Below are 18,134 nucleotides of genomic sequence, written 5' to 3' on the forward strand. Positions count from 1 at the left end.
CCCATGGCGATCCGGTTCCAATGGTGCCGCTCCCTGGGCGCCGAGGACTTTCCCATAACGGCCTATGACCAGCTGCGAACCCAGGTGCCCGACGCTACGCCCTTCAACACCCTGGCCTGGTTGCAAGCGGCGGAGTTCGCCCTGCTGCCGGACCAGCAGTTACAGGTGTTGCTGGGCTGGGAGGACCAGGCGCTGTGCCTGTGCCTGCCCCTGGTATCGGGGCGTGAGCGTATCGGCGGGCTGCGGTTCCGGGTGTTGCATCACTTGGGTTACCCATTGGCCGACCGCATCGCCTTGCTGGTGCGCCTGGACGCCGAGGGCATGGGGCAGGCACTGATGCAAATCCGTCAGCACTTGCCCCACGCGCTGCTGCAATTGAATGAGGTGGTCGAGCCGGTCGGTGAGCAAAGCGTCCTCAGTGCCTGGATGGCACTGAGTTCCACCGGCGAACGACGCCTGAGTTGCCGGGTACCGGTGCATTTGATCAGCGACAGCGACCATCAGGAAATCTCTGGCGACCCACGCTACAAATTGCGCCGCGCACGCAAGCGGATCGCCGCCTGTGGCGCCGAGATCCTCCGGGTGAAACCGGACGCCATCAGCATGGGGCAGTTGTTGCGCAACCTCGCCGAGGTCGAGGCGGCCAGTTGGAAAGGCGAGGAAGGCGTCGGCATCTTCGCCGACCCCAGGCGCCGGCAATGGATGAACCACGCCTTCACTGCCCTCGCCGCCCAAGGCCTGGTACGGGTGGTGATGCTGGAGCTGAACGGCGAATGCATCAGCTATCGCCTCGGCTTGCTGGATCAGGGACGGCTGTATGACTACAACCTGGCGTTCCTGCCGCAGCATGCCGACCTGGGCAGCGGCCGAGTCTTGCTCGAAGAGTGGATTCGCTGGGGGCTGGACGAAAACTGGCGCTGGATCGATGCCTCGCGCGTCAGCCTGGAGAACTCCAGCCATCAGCTACACGAACGCATGACCGGCCAACTGGAACACTGGCGCTGGAGTTTTTACTCCTGGCAGCCCGGTGGCTTGCTCCTGGGGTTTGCCTTGCGGCTATGGAAAAGCTTGAAGCCATGGTTCGGCAAACGCCGGAGCAAACCGACCGCGACGACGGCATCGTCCCCCCCTAAAAACCAGGAGAAGACAGATGCCGCGCCAAGTGATCGTCAACGCTGACGACTTCGGCCTCAGCCTCAGCGAAAACGCGCTGATCCTGCGGGCCTTCGAGACCGGAGTGATCAGTTCTGCCACGGCCATGGCCAACATGCCGGGTTTCGAGCAGGCGTGTGAAATGGCCCGGCAACCGCTGCTCAACGGCCACGTTGGCCTGCATTTCAACCTCAGCTACGGCCCGCCGCTGGGCCAGGCGATCACCTCGCGACCGGTTTTTTGCGACGCCAATGGCCAGTTCGACCTGAACCTGTCGCGTTATTGCCTGCGCCTGGGTTCAAAGGATCTGGCGGCGGTGGAAGATGAACTGCAGGCGCAATGGCAACACTGCCTGGACCACGGCCTGCGACCCAGCCATCTCGATTCCCATCAACATGTGCACAACATCTGGCCCATCGGCGAACTGGTTGCCCGCTTCGCCGCCAGGCAAGGCGTGCCCATGCGCCTGGCGCGCAACCTGGGGGCGAACTTGAACCCGCCCAAGCGCCTATTCAAAACCCTGTTCAACCGGCGCATTCGCAGCCTGTGCGGTGCGACAGCGGACTACGTCTGCACCCCAGCCGACCTGGACTACGCCGCGCCACCGGCCTATGGCTCGCTTGAGGTCATCGTGCATCCGATGCAACTGGACGGGGATTTTGGCGATGCCAGCCTGGGGCCTGGCGAGTCGTTGACCCACGTACTGCACAAGCGCCTGGCGGGCGTGCCCAAGGTCGCGTACGGCCGGACCACGCAGGTATTGACGCTGGTTGAGTACGGGGATGTGCACTGACAGGGGCGCGGTGCATACCTGTGGCGAGGGCGCTTGCTACCTCGCCACGGCCGTCCGAAATCCCTGCGCCGCTTTCGGAGAATCTGCTACAAGGCATCTTCAGTTTCGAGTAGCGAATTGCGTCGATGCCTTTACCTTTATTCTCTCGCCTTCGGCGGCGCTGGCTGGCCTTCCTTGTCATGAGCGCATTGGTGGTCGGCCTGCCGGTGGGCTGTGGTGTGTTGCAGCATAAGGAGCGCGAGCTGGTCTTTCGCATCGAACCGGGGACAGCGAGCTGGTTCCGCGGGCTGCCCAGCGGTGTGCAGGAATTCGATCTCAAGCCCAAGAGCTTCAAGGCCGGGGAAAACATCCACGCCTGGTGGTGGCCGGCCGAACGCAAGAACGCACCGGCGATCCTGTACTTGCACGGCGTGCGTTGGAATTTGACTGGCCAGTTGTTTCGTATCCAGCAACTGAGGGCGCTGGGCTATTCGGTGTTGGCGATCGATTACCGGGGTTTTGGCAAAAGCCATGGGGATCTGCCGTCGGAAGCCAGCGTCTATGAAGATGCACGCATCGCCTGGGAGCGCCTCAAGGTCCTGCAACCGGACCCGGCCCTGCGGCTGATCTACGGTCATTCACTGGGCGGTGCCGTCGCAGTGGACCTTGCTGCGCAGTTGGGTCAGGAGGCCGCCAGCAATGGCGATGCCCAGGTCCGAGGCCTGGTCATCGAATCCACCTTCACCTCCCTGGGCGATGTCGCCACCGCGATGGCGAATACCTCCCTGCCCGTGCGCTGGTTGCTGTCACAGAAATTCGACTCCATCGACAAAATCGGCGAGATCAACATGCCGCTGCTGGTGGTCCATGGTGCTGCCGATCGTTACGTCCCGCCCCGGTTCAGCGAGCAACTGTTCAACGCCGCCCGGGAGCCCAAACGCCTGCTGCTGGTGCCGGGGGCAACACACAACAACAGCATGAGCCTGGCGGGCCAGACTTACCGGCAAGCGCTGGACGCGTTGATGAAAAACAAGCCATCGCCCATGGCCGAACACTCCCAGGTAAGCTCGGCCAAGGCCGGCTAACGCACAGGTCCCCGGCTGACACCCAACACCTTCATTGACTGTCACACCGCTATCGCGAGCAAGCTTTGCTCCCACAGATCTCCCCCACACAGTTCTTTGATTGTTTACAAGATCAGCGTTCACAGCCGATCCCTGTGGGAGCGAGCTTGCTCGCGATGGCGTCAGCCCAGTCAACCTCGCTGCAACTGACCCACCGCCTTCGCGAGCAAGCTCGCTCCCACAGGGGATTTGTGGCGTATGTGAGGTCTGTGAACGACGCGGAAAAATTGTGGGTGCGAGCCTGCTCGCGATGGCGGTGCAAGCGCACGCAAAAAAAACGGCACCTTTCGGTGCCGTTCGTTTTCACGCTTGGGGCTTTACTTGCGTGCCGCTTCCCATGATTTCAACAGCTCGGTGTAGCTCACTGTTTCACCTTTAGGCTTCTCGTTCGCCAGTTTCGGCTTCGGTGCGCCCGGTTGGTCGAACCAGTATTGCGCATCGCGCTCAGGGTTCATCTTAGGTGCGCAGGTGGCTTGGGCCTTGGAGCGTTCCAGACGCGTCATGATCGCGTCCTGGTCCTTGGCCAACCCATCGAGGGCCTGTTGCGGGGTCTTCTCGCCACTGGCCGCTTCGGCGATGTGGCTCCACCACAGTTGCGCCAGGCGCGGGTAGTCCGGCACGTTGGTCCCGGTCGGGGTCCATTGCACGCGGGCTGGGCTGCGGTAGAACTCCACCAGGCCACCGAGTTTCGGCGCCAGGTCGGTCAGGGCCTGGGAGTTGATGTCCGACTCACGAATTGGCGTCAGGCCAACGATGGTCTTCTTCAGCGACACCGTCTTGGACGTCACGAACTGCGCGTAGAGCCAGGCGGCGAGTTTCTGTTTCTCCGGCGTGGACTTCATGAATGTCCAGGAACCCACGTCCTGATACCCCAGCTTCATGCCCTCTTCCCAGTACGGACCGCGCGGCGACGGCGCCATGCGCCATTTCGGCGTGCCGTCGGCGTTCATCACCGGCAGGCCAGGCTTGGTCATGTCGGCGGTGAAGGCGGTGTACCAGAAAATCTGCTGGGCGATGTTCCCTTGGGACGGCACCGGGCCGGATTCGGAGAAGGTCATGCCCGCCGCTTCCGGTGGCGCGTACTTCTTCATCCAGTCCACGTATTTGGTGGTCGCGAACACCGCCGCCGGCCCGTTGGTATCGCCGCCGCGGGTCACGCTGGAGCCGACCGGATGGCAGTCTTCGACGCGAATACCCCACTCGTCCACCGGCAAACCGTTGGGCAGGCCCTTGTCGCCGCCACCGGCCATGGAGAACCAGGCATCGGTGAAGCGCCAGCCCAGGGACGGGTCTTTCTTGCCGTAGTCCATGTGGCCGTAGACGCGCTTGCCGTCGATCTCCTTGACGTCTTCGGAGAAGAACTTGGCAATGTCCTCATAGGCCGACCAGTTCACCGGTACGCCCAGCTCGTAGCCGTATTTCTCCTTGAACTTGGCCTTCAGGTCCGCACGCTCGAACCAGTCGGCGCGGAACCAGTACAAGTTGGCGAATTGCTGGTCGGGCAGTTGATAGATCTTGCCGTCCGGCGCCGTGGTGAAGGAGATGCCGATGAAGTCCTTGATGTCCAGGGTCGGCGAGGTGAAATCCTTGCCTTCGTTGGCCATCAGGTCGGTGATCGATTCGGTCTTGCCATAGCGAAAGTGCGTACCGATCAGGTCCGAGTCGTTGACCCAGCCGTCATAGATGTTCTTGTCCGACTGCATCTGGGTCTGCAGCTTCTCCACCACGTCGCCTTCCTGGAGCAGGTCGTGGGTCAGCTGAATCCCGGTGATTTCGGTAAAGGCCTTGGCCAGCACCTTGGACTCGTATTCGTGGGTGGCGATGGTTTCCGACACCACGTTGATTTTCATCCCGCGAAACGGCTGGGCGGCCTTGATGAACCACTTGAGTTCTTCGAGCTGCTGCTCGGCTGTCAGGGTCGACGGCTTGAATTCACTGCCGATCCATTTTTTCGCGGCGTCTTCATAGGCGTCGGCCCAGGCCGCAGCACTCAACCCGCTGAGTGCCAGCATGGCTGCCAATGAAACGCTATGTCGCAGCTTATTGTTTTTATTGAACATAGAGACCTCCTGTTTGGGTTTAAGAGCCTGATCGGCGAACCTTCGCGACTAGCCCCACCGCATCACTGCCAACAGCCACACCAAAGACAACGCGAACGCTATCCAGATGCTCCAGTCGGTAACGCCGATCACCAGCATGTGCAGGTAGGCGCTACCGAGAAGACCGATAAACAACCGATCGCCACGGGTGGTGGCAATCGGCAGGAAACCCCGCCGAGGGATGCTCGGCGAACGCAGTTCCCACGTGGTCATGCCTGCCAGCAGCAAGGCGATGACCCCAAAGAATGCCGCCGTGGGGGCGGTCCAGTTCATCCATTCCATCATCGACTCCTCAGACCCGGCCCAGGGCAAAGCCCTTGGCCACGTGGTTGCGAACGAACCAGATCACCAGCATGCCCGGCAGGATGGTCAACACCCCCGCCGCCGCTAGCACGCCCCAGTCAATACCGGACGCCGACACGGTACGGGTCATGACCGCCGCGATCGGCTTGGCATTCACCGAAGTGAGCGTGCGTGCCAGCAGCAGTTCGACCCAGGAAAACATGAAGCAGAAAAATGCCGTGACACCGATGCCGGAACCGATCAACGGGATGAAGATCTTGGCGAAGAACTTGGGGAAACTGTAGCCGTCAATGTAGGCAGTCTCGTCAATTTCTTTCGGTACCCCGGACATGAACCCTTCGAGGATCCACACCGCCAGCGGCACGTTGAACAGGCAGTGGGCCAGGGCCACGGCGATGTGGGTATCGAACAAGCCGATGGACGAGTACAGCTGGAAGAACGGCAACAGGAACACCGCCGGTGGGGCCATGCGGTTGGTCAGCAGCCAGAAGAACAGGTGCTTGTCCCCCAGGAACCGGTAGCGGGAAAACGCATAGGCCGCCGGCAACGCGACACCCAGGGAAATCACCGTGTTCAGGCTCACGTAGTACAGCGAGTTGAGGTAACCGGTGTACCAGCTCGGGTCGGTGAAGATCACCTTGTAGTTGTGGAAGGTGAAATCGTGCGGCCACAGGGTCAAGCCACCAAGGATCTCGGTGTTGCTCTTGAACGACATGTTCAGCAGCCAGTAGATGGGCACCAGCAGGAACAGGATGTAGATCAGCAGGGGTATCAGCTTTCTCTTGCTCATGGTGCGGGCCTCAACGGTTGGCGTCGGAGTGCGTCATGGCGGTATAGAACAGCCACGACACCAACAGAATGATCAGGAAGTACACCAGGGAAAACGCCGCCGCCGGGCCCAGGTCGAATTGGCCGATGGCCATCTGCGTCAGGGTCTGGCTGAGGAACGTGGTGGCGTTGCCCGGCCCGCCGCCGGTGAGTACGAACGGCTCGGTATAGATCATGAAGCTGTCCATGAAGCGCAGCATCACGGCGATCAACAGCACGCTTTTCATCTTCGGCAACTGGATGTGCCGGAACACTGCCCAGTTCGACGCCCGGTCGATCCGCGCGGCCTGGTAGTACACATCGGGAATCGCCCGCAGCCCCGAATAGCACAACAGCGCCACCAACGAAGTCCAGTGCCAGACATCCATCACCAACACGGTGACCCAGGCGTCCATGGTGTTGGCCGCATAGTTGTAGTTGATGCCCAGGCCGTTGAGGGTGGAGCCCAGCAAGCCGATGTCGGCGCGGCCGAAAATCTGCCAGATGGTGCCCACCACGTTCCAGGGAATCAGCAGAGGGATCGCGAGGATGATCAACACCAGGGACGACCATTTGCCCTTGGTCGGCATGGTCAGGGCGATGGCGATGCCCAGGGGAATTTCAATCAGCAACACGCACGCCGAGTAGATGAACTGGCGCAGCAGCGAGTCGTGCAGCCGTGGATCGAGCAGCACCTGCCGGTACCAGTCGGCGCCGACGAAGTAGCGGCTGGACTGGTCGAAAATGTCCTGCACCGAATAGTTGACCACGGTCATCATCGGGATCACGGCGCTGAAAGCCACCAGCAGGAACACCGGCAACACCAGCCACCAGGCCTTGTTGTTCTGCACCTTGTTCATGGCTGCACCTCGCTCAACGGCTCCAGCAAATACTCATCGGCATAGACCATCAGCCATTGGGCCGGAAAACTGATGTACGCGGTGCCTTCGGGCACAGGCTTGTCTTCGGCCAGGCGGACCTTGATCGGCGCGCCATCGAGGTTGAGGGTCAGGATCTTGTAGGTGCCCAGGTCTTCGACGTGCACCACGTCAGCCCGCATCGCGTCGTCATAGGGGCCGTCCCAGACATGAACGAATTCGGGGCGGATACCAACCTTCAGGGTTTTGCCCTGGGCCTCGGCAACGCGTTGTTGCAGGGTTTCGGACAGAGGCAGGTGGGTCGAGCCGAAGCCGACGCCACCGGGCTGCGCGGTGACCTCGATCAGGTTCATTCCCGGGCTGCCGATGAAGTAGCCGACAAAGGTGTGGCTCGGGCGCTCGAACAAATCCCGGGGTGTGCCGAACTGCACGATCTGGCCGCCGTACATCACAGCGATCTTGTCGGCGAAAGTCGAAGCTTCCAACTGGTCGTGGGTGACGTAGACCATGGTGATGTTGAACTGCTCGTGGATCTGCTTGAGCTTGCGCCGCAGTTTCCATTTCAGGTGCGGGTCGATCACCGTCAGCGGCTCGTCGAACAGGATCGCCGACACATCGTCGCGCACCAGCCCGCGGCCCATGGAGACTTTCTGTTTTTCGTCGGCGGTGAGGTTGCGGGCCTTTTTGTCCAGCAGGTTCTGCAGGTCCAGGACCTCGGCGATTTCCTGCACCTTGGTGTGGATCCTCGCCTCGGCCATGCCCTGGTTGCGCAGCGGGAACGCCAGGTTATCGAACACCGTCATGGTGTCGTACACCACCGGGAACTGGAACACCTGGGCGATGTTGCGGCGCTCCGGGGTCAGGTCGTTGACGACTTTGCTGTCGAACATCACCTGCCCTTCAGAAGGGCTGAGCAAGCCGGAGATGATGTTGAGCAAGGTGGACTTGCCACAACCTGATGGCCCGAGCAACGCATATGCGCCACCCTGCTCCCAGATGTGGTTCATCTCGCGGATCGCGTAGTCCTCGGGGCCCGCCGGGGTGCTGGTGTAGCTGTGGGCGAGGTTCTGCAAACGAATTTCGGCCATCAGGCAACCCTCGCGATACGCTGCCCTGGGGCTTGGACCAGCTTGCCCTGGGCATCGAAGACAAACAGTTTATGGGTCGGAATGTAGATGCGGATCGGCGCGTCCACGTCGTACTCATGCACCCCTGGCAAGTGCAGCACCAGCAGGAAATGTTCGTTGCGCACATGCAAAAACGTCTCCGAGCCGCTGATCTCGGCCACCTCGACAGTCACCGCCAGTTCAAGGTCGTCGTCGTTGCTCGGCACCAGGGAAATATGGCTGGGGCGCACGCCGAAACGGAACTCACCCTCGCCCACCGGGCGCAGATCGACGTTCAGCGGGAAATGGACGAAATTGGCGAAGCTCACCTCGTTACCGACGATGCGCCCTGGCATGAGGTTGATCGGAGGTTCGGAGAACAATTCGGCGGCCAGCACGGTTTGCGGCTGGTGATACACCGATGAGGATTTTCCGCTCTGGATCACCCGGCCCTCATGCAGGATCGTGGTGGTGCCGCCCAGGGCCAGCGCCTCGTTGGGCTCGGTGGTGGCGTAGACAGCGATGGTGTGGCGGGCCTGGAACAATTCGCGCATTTCCTGGCGAAGCTCTTCACGCAGCTTGTAGTCCAGGTTCACCAGCGGCTCGTCGAACAGAATCAGCTCGGCGTCCTTGACCAAGGCCCGGGCCATGGCGGTGCGCTGCTGCTGACCGCCGGACAATTCCAGTGGATGGCGCTTGAGAAACTTCTCGATCCGCAACATTTTTGCGGTTTCCAGGACTTTGCCCTGGATGACGTCCTCGGACACACCGGCCTGGCGCAACGGCGAGGCGATGTTTTCGAAAACGGTCATGGTCGGGTAGTTGATGAACTGCTGGTAAACCATCGACACGTTGCGCAGTCGCACCGGGCGATTGGTGACGTCGACGCCGTTCATCAGGATGCGGCCGCTGTCGGGCTTGTCCAGACCGGCCATCAGGCGCATGAGGCTGGTCTTGCCGGACAGCGTGCGGCCCAACAGGACGTTGAAGGATCCGGGTTCGAAACTCAGATTGGCATCGTCGATCCAGGTCTGGCCTTCGACGGTGCGACAGATGTGCTCAAGCTTTAATGACATGGCTCGGCCTTTTTATTATTGGAGTCAAGCGACCCGAGCTAGAAAGCGAAAGCCGTGCCATAAATCACAAGCCTTTGATCAGATTGATATTTCCATTGATCCGCTGAAAAAATACGTTCGTTGATGAACACAAGTGAACAGCCATGAATGAACAACTGAACAACACGCGGGTTGACAATGAACAATTTTGAACAACACTGAAAGAACGTTTTCGGCTAGCCTGACTGCGATCCTGTGGGAGCGGGCTTGCTCGCGAAGGCGGTGTGTCAGTCAGTACAAATATCGACTGTCACGACGCTTTCGCGAGCAAGCCCGCTCCCACAAGGGTTTGTGTATGAAGTGGTATTCAGGCCTGCCCCAGCACAAGGAGTCTGTGCGAGACTTGCCACAACAATAAAAACAGCTCCTGCGAGAGTGCCCCATGGCCGCACCTGCCCCAGCCTTGTCCCACGAGGCCATCATCCAGGCCTCCTGGTCCCGTTGCCGCGCCTTCGGCCTGAACCATCAAAGCGTGCCGGCCTTCGACCAGCTGCCCGCCCAAGGCATCGCCCAGTTGCTGGAGAGCCAGCATTCGCTGGTGCAGACCACCCACCAGGAAGTCCTGCCGTATTACGAGAACATCCTGAGCAACTCCAACTGCCTGATCATGCTGGCCGACAACCAGGGCCAAGTGCTGACCTCCTGGGGCACCCAGCGTTTCATCGAGCCGAAACTGGCCCATGGCTTCAGCGCCGGGGCGAGCTGGATGGAGCGCTGCACCGGCACCAACGCCATTGGCACCGCGCTGGCCTGCGAACAGGCGGTGCACATCGAACACGATGAACACTTCCTCAAGGCCAATCGCTTCATGACCGGCTCCGCCGCGCCGATCTTCGATGCCGAGCGCAAGGTCATCGCCGTGCTGGACGTCTCCAGCGACAGCTACCTGCCGCCGTCCCACACCCTGGGCATGGTCAAGATGATGAGCCAGACCGTGGAGAACCGGCTGATCCTCAACCTGTTTCGCGGTGAACACTTTCAACTGACCTTCAACACCGGCCTGAACAACCTCGACAGCCAATGGGCCGGGCTGCTGATTTTCGATGAGAGCGGCCAGGTCCTGTCCGCCAACCGCCGGGCCGACAACCTGCTGGGCCTGAGCCTGTCACGGGTCAGCATCGAAAGCCTGTTCAAGGTCTCGCTGCTGGAACTGCTGAACCAGCCCGACGGCCTGCCGTTCGCCCTGCAAGCGTCTGGCAGCAATCGTTTCCAGTGCTTGCTCAGGCGCCCGAGCCAGGTGTCGATCAAGGCTCGCGTGTTCACCGAAACAGCACCTGCGCCAGCCTCCGCCAGCAACGCTATCAGCCTCAACACCCTGCACTTCGGTGACAGCCGTGTGGAGAAAGCCGTGCGCCAGGCCGAGCGTTTGCTGGAGAAGGACATTCCGCTGCTGATCCATGGCGAGACCGGCGTCGGCAAGGAAGTCTTCGTCAAAGCCCTGCACCAGGCCAGTTCGCGTTGCAAGCAGCCGTTTATTGCCGTCAACTGCGCAGCGATCCCCGCCGAGTTGGTGGAGTCGGAATTGTTCGGTTATGAAAAAGGCGCCTTCACCGGTGCCAACCAGAAAGGCAGCATCGGCCTGATCCGCAAGGCCGACCGCGGCACGCTGTTTCTCGACGAGATCGGCGACATGCCCCTGCCGACCCAGGCCCGGCTGCTGCGGGTCTTGCAGGAACGTTGCGTGCAACCGGTGGGCAGCGCCGAGCTGTTCCCGGTGGACATCCGCATCATCTCCGCCACCAACCGCTCGCTGCGTGAACAGGTGCAACTGGGGCGGTTTCGCGAAGACTTGTACTACCGCATCGGCGGCCTGACCCTGGAACTGCCGCCCCTGCGCGAACGCAGCGACAAGCAGGCCCTGTTCAAACGTCTCTGGGAACACCACCGCGAACCGACCCAATGGGCCGGCCTGAGCCGCGAGGTGTTGGATCTGTTCGAACGCCACCCCTGGCCGGGCAACCTGCGACAGGTCAGCAGCGTGCTGCAAGTGGCCCTGGCGATGGCCGAGGAACAGCCGATCCGCCCGGAACACCTGCCCGACGATTTCTTTGTCGACCTTGAAATGGAACCGGTGGAAACGCCTGAGCCGCTGACGGTGGACCTCAACGATGCCGAGGACCTGAACCGTCAGTTGCAGGCCGTGGGCGGGAATATTTCACACCTGGCGCGACGGCTGGGGGTCAGCCGCAATACCTTGTACAAACGGCTGCGGCAACTTGAAAGCTGATGCGAAACCTGTGGGGGTGGGTGGGCTTGCTCTTGTTGATTGAGTACATATCCATTGCTGCGGTAACGGCCACTTAGGGTTCCGCCCTGACGGCGGCTCACTTTTGAGAAGCGCAAAAGTAAGCAAAACGCTTCTGCCCCACCACTCGGCACCTCGCCTAGGCTCGGTGTGCCCTCACTCCGGCATTGCTCCGTGGACCCGCCGCGAAGGGCCATCCATGGCCCAGCGCGGCTATCCCGGCATCCATGCCGGGATGCCCACTACGCAATACCTGCGTTCAGCCATCGTGGTTAACGGGGCGCCGAGATCAACGTCCACCGCGAGGCGGCCTAGTAGCCGACCTGGTTCTCCCGGTCGTACCGCCATCAGACTTGTTTGAGCAGGACCTGTGGGAGCAAAGCTTGCTCGCGAGGCGGCCTGACTGAGCCGACCTGGTTCTCCCAGTCGTACTCCGATCCAGTTGTGGGAGCGAGCCTGCTCGCGAAGGCGGCGGCACAGCCAACAGCATCGCAAGCTGACCCACCGCTTTCGCGAGCAAGCTCGCTCCCACAGGGGATTTGTGCTGAATGTAATACCCGAGAACAACCCGGAAAAACTGTGGGAGCGAGCCTGCTCGCGAAGGCGGCGGCACAACCAACAGCATCGCAAGCTGACCCACCGCTTTCGCGAGCAAGCCCGCTCCCACAGGGGATTTGTGCTGAATGCGATACCCGAGAACAACCCGGAAAAACTGTGGGAGCGAGCCTGCTCGCGAAGGCGGCGGCACAACCAACATCATCGCAAGCTGACCCACCGCTTTCGCGAGCAAGCTCGCTCCCACAGGGGATTTGTGCTGAATGCGATACCCGAGAACAACCCGGAAAAACTGTGGGAGCGGGCTTGCTCGCGAAGGCGGCGGCACAGCCAACAGCATCGCAAGCTGACCCACCGCTTTCGCGAGCAAGCTCGCTCCCACAGGTGTTTTGCTTAACTGATTGGCATTACTCCGACTTAGTCGAACGCGCCATTGAGCACTTCATAGATGATGCCAGTGGCGATCGCCACCAGGATCAGGTCCGTGCCGACCTGTTGCCACTCATAACCGTCATAGTGCGGCAACCGCCCCAGCAGTCGCCCATCAAGCTTCTTGGCGATACCGGGTGGCAACGGCTTGCCCCGTGCAAGATTTTTCTGGATGCCTGGCGGCAACGCCGGGCCGGGGCTCCAGTAATCGCGATAACCGCCAATCACACCGAGGATGCCGCCGCGGTCAAGGCTCGGGCCGTTATGCCAATCGCCACCGCCACCGCCTTGGTTGCCTTTGCCGCCCTGGTTGCCCTTGTTACCGGGATTTCCTTGACCGCCCTTGTTGCCCTGTCCGCCTTTGCCTCCCTGCCCTTGACCGGGACCTTGATCGAATTGAGCATTTCCCTTGCCGTTGCCCGGGTCCGCGACAACAATGCCAGGGCCAGCCGCCAGGGCGAAACAGGTCACTGCAGCAATCAACGAGCGCGATTTGAACATGGCAGTTCTCTCAAAAAAGGGGTGACCCCTGTAAAGATATAGAGACTAACGGTGATATTAGTTCCATATCACACTGCGCGCCGCTTGCCTGGACCGGATACACCTGAACACAGCAATCAAGGAGTTTCATGCGCAAGGATTACCTGGCTTTTTTCGTCTCTATGTTCCTTTCCCGGTTGGCCGACCAGATTTTGCTGTTCATCGTCCCGCTGATTGTTTTCCAGACCACCAACAGCGTCTCCTGGGCAGGCCTGGCCTTCTTCGTCGAATCCTTGCCACGCTATCTGGCGTTCCCCATCTGCGGCGCGCTGTGCGACAAGTTCTCGCCGATTCGCATCCTGCACATCAGCCAGGTCTATCGCGCCGTGGCCTGCGGGGTGGCGGTCGTGCTTTATGGCGTCTTCGGCGGGATCTATTGGATCGTCGCGCTCTCGGCCCTGTGCGGCGTGCTGACCACCCAGGGCATCATGGCCCGCGAAGTGGTGATGCCGTACATCTTCAAGCACTACACCTACACCAAGACCCTGTCCTACTCGCAAATCGCCGACCAGACCGGCTTGGTGCTGGGCCCGCTGATCGCTGCGCTGCTGCTTGAGGTGTGGGCGTGGCACTGGGTGGTGCTGGCGATTGCCGGGCTGTTCCTGCTCGCGGACCTGGCGATGCTGTATTGGCAACGCATCAGTTCGGTCACCCTGGAAACCTTCGAGCAGCATCACGACCTCTGGCTGAACCCGCTGCGCATCGCCTTCGGCCACATTCGCAACCTGGCGGAACTGAAAAAGATCATCAGCCTGGCGGTGGGCGTCAACCTGATCATCGGCGTCACCCTCGCCACCTCAGCGGCCATGGTCATCGGCCATTACGGCGCCGGCAAGGATGACTACGCAGGCTTGCAGGCCGCCGGTGCCGTGACCACCATCCTCATCCTGTTTCTCCTGGCCCGGGTGACCTTGCCCTTGAAACTACTGGGCGCCCTCTCCTACACGCTGATTGCCGTCGGCGCCTTCATCACCGCCCTCAGCCCGAACACAGGGGGCTACGTCGTCGGTTTCTTGCTGATCGCCGGTTTCGACAAAATGTTCAACGTCTACTTCCGCACCCTCCGCCAGCAAGTGATTCCGCCCCAGGACTTCGGCAAGACCGTCGGCGTCATCACGCTGCTCAACAACCTGTCGCAACCGCTCGCGGGCCTGCTGGTCGCGGTGCTCGCCGCGCCGGTTGGAACGCAGCAGGTGATTCTGTTGTTGGCGGTTGTCACCAGCCTGATCGGAGCCGGGGTGGTTGTGGTGCACAGGCATTCGACACACCGGTCAAGCGCCTACAGCGCCGAGACCGACTGACCCTGCCGGGGAGCGGTTTGTATTATCAGTGACTTATTGTTGAGGCATGGTTGCAACGTTGCCGGCGTCAATACACGTCTGCCCCGCCATTCGTCACCTGTCGAGTGTCGGGGCCAACAAGCGGCCACGTCTGGCTCAGGGTTTGCACTGGCCTGTCTCAGCAGCCAAGAACGACGTAATTCTGACGCGGCGGCAAATTAATCAATGCTTGGTCAGCAAACGGAGATGTACCGTGTCAACTCTCAACGAAATCGCAGCGAATCACGCGAGAATGGCAAAGTTAAAGGAAGAAGAGTCGATGCGGCTGAGTGCGCTTCAGGGTCAGGTGGTGGGGAGTTTTGAAATTCCACCCATCGAGGCACCACAGGAGATGTCGCTGCACTTTATGGCAGGGGTACAGGATCACTCGTTTGGGGAAGCGGCGGCGCTGAGTTTTTGACCTGGGTGTTGATGGGGTTTCGTCGCTCGCTTGTTCGCGGGCGACTCGACCTTTCAGAACTGCCTGGCTAAAGCCGCTGCAAGTATGCCGGCCGCAATTGCCGGCAACGGTTTTTTCAGTGTCAGCATAACGATTGCCGTGGTCAGCAAAGCCAGGCGTGCGCCGTTGTCACCTTTAACCGCCAGCGGAGCCAACACCGCCACCAACACCGAACCGGACATGGCCGTGATGAACTGCTGCACCCGATAGTTGATCGGCACGAACGACATCACGAAAACACCGCCCCAGCGAGTCGCCAATGTCACCGCAGCCATTATCAATATGACAACCAAGGTGCCATAACCCGCCGTTTCAATACTCATTGTTTTTTCTCCATCCACAGCGCGCCCAGAATGCCCCCCGCCAAAGCGCCGACCACGACATGACTGTTCGCCGGCAAGTACCAGTAGGCCAACAGCGATGAGCAGGCCGCCACGGTCCAGATGATGAACATGCGCAGGTTTTTCTTCCCGCCCACGACCATCGCCAACAAGAAACAGCCCATCACCATATCGAGCCCGAAACTGACCGGGTTCTCAATGGCGCTGCCAAAATGAAGCCCCAGCCAACTGCCCAGGATCCACGCGACCCAGAGTGCAATGCCGCCGCCGAATAAAAGCCCGAGCCCCGGCTTGCCCCGACTGAACGCCTGCATCGCCATGGCCCAGTTCGCGTCCGAAACAACCAGCATGACACCGTAGCGTTTGGCAACGGGCAGCTCCCGCAGCCACGGGTAAAGCGTCGCGCCCATCAACAAGTGCCGGGCGTTGATGGCGAAGACGGTGATCATCAGCGGAACGACCGGCACTTGCTGCCCCCACAGATCCAGCGCGGCAAATTGAGAAGCGCCGGCAAAGACCAGCGTGCTCATGAGCACGGCAGACGTATCACTCAAGCCCGTTTGCGCAGCCGCCAGGCCGAAAGCAACGCCGAACACGACGACGAAAAGAGAGATGGGGATCAGCTGTTTGAAACCGTCGTAGATGTGATTCAACGTCAGCGCGTGCAGGTGGGGTTCAACATTCGACAAAACTGGGCCTCTTCTGGGTATCAGCGGTGCAAAAACCGAGAGTATGGGGCTGAATCTCCATGTCGAAAACTTTTTGGCGGATCAAAGGGCAACTCAACCCGCCGAGCCTTAGAGATTGCGCGTGGCAAAACCGCCAAAACAGGAAAACGTCAAATCCTTGCACAACCCTTCCAGATCGCCATAAACCAGCTTTGAACCGACGTTCATCAGCAACAGCTCGGAAAACAGCGTTGCCACGCTCTGTTTCTTTATGATGATTTTGTGCGCCTCAGACGCTGGAAAACTGTCCTCTACCTCATAGCCGATGCTAAACAACCCGCTTTGAGACCTGAGCCGGTCATTCATATAGTTCGGTGTGTAAAAACAGAAGCCGTCCTCACGAGCATCGGGGACGTTCGAAAAAACGTCTTCCGGCAAGGCGTTGGTTTCCACCCACGTGTGGTCACCTCCTTGTCCGCGAGGTGTCACCACATACACCGCCGCGTCATTTTCAACGACGCCAACCCTGTTATCCATATCGACAGGAATCGTATCGTTTTCATTGTAATCAGCCATCAAGCCAGCACTTTCGATCAGAGGAATCCGTTTGTACCTCACGCCGTCCAGTGCGAAAAAAAGCGCAACCAAGGGCGACAACGACCAATCCAGTAAGCGAGTGGGCATACCGTAGTGCTGCGCAAGCGCGAGCACATCCCAATCATTGTGGGAGGACAGTTGATGGTAGGCGTGACGTTCGGCGTTGAATTTTCTGAAGGCCTTGGTAGCCCTGGAGATCAAATCCCCTGATCTGGTTTTGGGGCTGCGGGCCAGAGAAGTCATTAATTCCCAGTTCGCGTTGCCTTGGCCTCGATAAACCGAGCCGTGGACCGTACCGGATTCTTTATTGAGTTTCTTAACTGCGTCGATGTACTCAGTCAGACTCGACACAACAACCGTGGTTTTATACACAACACTTCACTCCCTGAATAAAAGTCAACCACTCACCTGCAAAGGTAAACAGTCGTAAAGCCCTCGCCAAACGCGTACCTTGCCCCATTTCCCTATTCAAAACGGCGTCATTCAACCCGAAATAGCATCATATTGCCATCACAGCATAGATGGATGTCGTGAGCGCTCTTGAAAGACAAATAGAGTGAAACACGTCACAGACCAGGCGACCGCTCAAGCGGCCAGTGCGGAATGTTCCACACCAAGGGCCATAAAACGGCAAAATAAGCACCTCAGGCGATTCACTCGCGCCCTTCGTCAAAGATCAAAGCAATCAATGCGCTAGAAATAGAGCACAGGATTTCTTGGAAGAAAGAAAAATTACTAATGGAAAGCAGGAGCCTTGCAAAATGAGCACAACTGAACAAGTACAAAGCACGGGTAAATACAGCGCCAAGTGGCAGGAACGCTTTGATTTCTTTGAAACCTATGGCGCGCCAAACGACCCGCGCTACAAGGAAGCCGTCAAGACGCTGCCTGGCGCCAAGAAGAAAATCCTCATCAACGCCAACGTGATCGCGTTTTTCTTCGGCCCTATCTACCTGTTCGTCCTGGGCCTCTGGAAGAAGAACCTTGCCCTGCTGGGTATTTTCCTGGCGATCAATATCGCATTGAGCGTAATTTTCGCAATCATCGGCATGGAGTTTCCCCGGCCGTTGAGTACAGGCCTGAGCATCGCCCTGTCGATGATGTACGCGCTCATGACCAACTACGCCTACTACCTCAAGGAAGTGAAAGGCGAGCAAGGCTGGAACCCGTTCAAAGGCATGCGTCTCTGATTGCAGGCTTGGGTCATCAACAGCCCGCACCTCGTCATGAGTGTGCGGGTTTGTTGTTTCTGAGTCGTGGGAATTTGGATAACCCAGCCTACGGACCTGCGAAGTCTTCGGGCGGGTCCGATTAGTTCCGAGTCGGTTCTTCAGCAAACACGGTATACGGCAGTATTAGCGTATCGGCGACCAAGCTGAACGGCAGGTCAATCAATGCCAATGGCACCAAGGCACGAAGCACTCCGGCGTTTTCATCCGTTGCGGCCTTGATCACTTCAATATCGGTGGAGGACCCGCAATACGGATGGGGACCACAACGTGGACGATCATCGAAGGTTTCAGAGAGCGTCGAACAACCTGCCAGCAGCACAACGGCCAATATGCCTGGGAACAATTTCATGCGTTCACTCACGAATACGGGCCGGAAGAAGAGCGATCCGCAC

Annotated in this window: 18 protein-coding genes; 7 read left to right on the plus strand and 11 right to left on the minus strand. The window is 59.7% G+C overall.

From position 1 onward, the window contains the following. Positions 1 to 3: 3 nt before the first annotated feature. From AD662_RS18930 to AD662_RS18940, 3 genes are all read left to right on the plus strand, one after another. Positions 4 to 1,179 (plus strand): GNAT family N-acetyltransferase, encoded by a 1,176-nt coding sequence (locus AD662_RS18930; protein ID WP_024616563.1) that lies wholly within the window; start codon positions 4 to 6, stop codon positions 1,177 to 1,179. Beyond that, entirely contained in the window at positions 1,151 to 1,945 is a 795-nt protein-coding gene (locus tag AD662_RS18935; protein WP_024616562.1) for a ChbG/HpnK family deacetylase, read from the plus strand. Before AD662_RS18930 ends, AD662_RS18935 begins: the two co-directional genes overlap by 29 nt. Positions 1,946 to 2,070: 125 nt before the next feature. Then, complete coding sequence (locus AD662_RS18940; protein ID WP_053189416.1) at positions 2,071 to 3,009, plus strand: alpha/beta hydrolase; 939 nt, start codon at positions 2,071 to 2,073, stop codon at positions 3,007 to 3,009. 356 nt (positions 3,010 to 3,365) lie between these two features. On the opposite strand, the gene AD662_RS18945 is transcribed toward AD662_RS18940, so the two are convergent. From AD662_RS18945 to AD662_RS18970, 6 genes are read right to left on the minus strand one after another with little or no spacing between them, the layout of a single operon-like run. Beyond that, positions 3,366 to 5,108, minus strand: coding sequence for an ABC transporter substrate-binding protein (locus tag AD662_RS18945; protein WP_053189418.1), 1,743 nt, complete (start codon positions 5,106 to 5,108; stop codon positions 3,366 to 3,368). 48 nt (positions 5,109 to 5,156) lie between these two features. Next, a complete protein-coding gene (locus tag AD662_RS18950; protein ID WP_014337491.1) occupies positions 5,157 to 5,429 on the minus strand; it encodes a DUF2160 domain-containing protein in 273 nt (90 codons plus the stop codon). Positions 5,430 to 5,439: 10 nt separating this feature from the next. Beyond that, complete coding sequence (locus AD662_RS18955) at positions 5,440 to 6,240, minus strand: carbohydrate ABC transporter permease (protein WP_014337490.1); 801 nt, start codon at positions 6,238 to 6,240, stop codon at positions 5,440 to 5,442. A 10-nt stretch (positions 6,241 to 6,250) separates the two neighbouring features. Then, the gene (locus AD662_RS18960) at positions 6,251 to 7,117 is read right to left on the minus strand and encodes a carbohydrate ABC transporter permease (RefSeq protein ID WP_014337489.1); all 867 of its coding nucleotides are present in this window, start codon (positions 7,115 to 7,117) and stop codon (positions 6,251 to 6,253) included. Beyond that, the gene (locus AD662_RS18965; protein WP_053189420.1) at positions 7,114 to 8,223 is read right to left on the minus strand and encodes an ABC transporter ATP-binding protein; all 1,110 of its coding nucleotides are present in this window, start codon (positions 8,221 to 8,223) and stop codon (positions 7,114 to 7,116) included. Before AD662_RS18965 ends, AD662_RS18960 begins: the two co-directional genes overlap by 4 nt. After that, entirely contained in the window at positions 8,223 to 9,317 is a 1,095-nt protein-coding gene (locus AD662_RS18970; protein WP_024616559.1) for an ABC transporter ATP-binding protein, read from the minus strand. The genes AD662_RS18965 and AD662_RS18970 overlap by 1 nt, the downstream gene beginning before the upstream one ends. Positions 9,318 to 9,738: 421 nt before the next feature. Here AD662_RS18970 and AD662_RS18975 point away from each other — a divergent pair, with 421 nt between their 5' ends. Then, complete coding sequence (locus AD662_RS18975; RefSeq protein ID WP_053189422.1) at positions 9,739 to 11,583, plus strand: sigma-54-dependent Fis family transcriptional regulator; 1,845 nt, start codon at positions 9,739 to 9,741, stop codon at positions 11,581 to 11,583. Positions 11,584 to 12,573: 990 nt separating this feature from the next. Here AD662_RS18975 and AD662_RS18980 read toward each other — a convergent pair. After that, on the minus strand, positions 12,574 to 13,086 hold the full coding sequence (locus AD662_RS18980) for an anti-virulence regulator CigR family protein (protein WP_014337485.1): 513 nt from the start codon (positions 13,084 to 13,086) through the stop codon (positions 12,574 to 12,576). A gap of 128 nt (positions 13,087 to 13,214) precedes the next feature. Between AD662_RS18980 and AD662_RS18985 the strand changes: the two genes are divergently transcribed. Both AD662_RS18985 and AD662_RS18990 read left to right on the plus strand, forming a co-directional pair. Continuing rightward, the gene (locus tag AD662_RS18985) at positions 13,215 to 14,426 is read left to right on the plus strand and encodes an MFS transporter (RefSeq protein ID WP_053189424.1); all 1,212 of its coding nucleotides are present in this window, start codon (positions 13,215 to 13,217) and stop codon (positions 14,424 to 14,426) included. A gap of 232 nt (positions 14,427 to 14,658) precedes the next feature. Continuing rightward, on the plus strand, positions 14,659 to 14,865 hold the full coding sequence (locus tag AD662_RS18990) for a hypothetical protein (protein WP_018610898.1): 207 nt from the start codon (positions 14,659 to 14,661) through the stop codon (positions 14,863 to 14,865). Positions 14,866 to 14,918: 53 nt separating this feature from the next. Here AD662_RS18990 and AD662_RS18995 read toward each other — a convergent pair whose 3' ends face one another. The 3 genes from AD662_RS18995 to AD662_RS19005 form a co-directional block, all read right to left on the minus strand. After that, on the minus strand, positions 14,919 to 15,227 hold the full coding sequence (locus AD662_RS18995; protein ID WP_003203770.1) for an AzlD family protein: 309 nt from the start codon (positions 15,225 to 15,227) through the stop codon (positions 14,919 to 14,921). Further along, positions 15,224 to 15,934 (minus strand): AzlC family ABC transporter permease, encoded by a 711-nt coding sequence (locus AD662_RS19000; protein ID WP_003203772.1) that lies wholly within the window; start codon positions 15,932 to 15,934, stop codon positions 15,224 to 15,226. The genes AD662_RS18995 and AD662_RS19000 overlap by 4 nt, the downstream gene beginning before the upstream one ends. Before the next feature lie 108 nt (positions 15,935 to 16,042). Further along, positions 16,043 to 16,882: an FRG domain-containing protein gene (locus AD662_RS19005; protein ID WP_074849732.1), complete on the minus strand. Its 840-nt coding sequence runs from the start codon at positions 16,880 to 16,882 to the stop codon at positions 16,043 to 16,045. A gap of 389 nt (positions 16,883 to 17,271) precedes the next feature. On the opposite strand from AD662_RS19005, the gene AD662_RS19010 reads away from it, so the two are divergent. Beyond that, a complete protein-coding gene (locus AD662_RS19010; protein WP_018610893.1) occupies positions 17,272 to 17,700 on the plus strand; it encodes a DUF2628 domain-containing protein in 429 nt (142 codons plus the stop codon). 121 nt (positions 17,701 to 17,821) lie between these two features. On the opposite strand, the gene AD662_RS19015 is transcribed toward AD662_RS19010, so the two are convergent. Beyond that, positions 17,822 to 18,091, minus strand: coding sequence for a YceK/YidQ family lipoprotein (locus tag AD662_RS19015; RefSeq protein WP_018610891.1), 270 nt, complete (start codon positions 18,089 to 18,091; stop codon positions 17,822 to 17,824). Positions 18,092 to 18,134: the final 43 nt, after the last annotated feature.

The sequence above is a fragment of the Pseudomonas kilonensis genome, assembly GCF_001269885.1.
GTDB lineage: Bacteria > Pseudomonadota > Gammaproteobacteria > Pseudomonadales > Pseudomonadaceae > Aquipseudomonas > Aquipseudomonas kilonensis.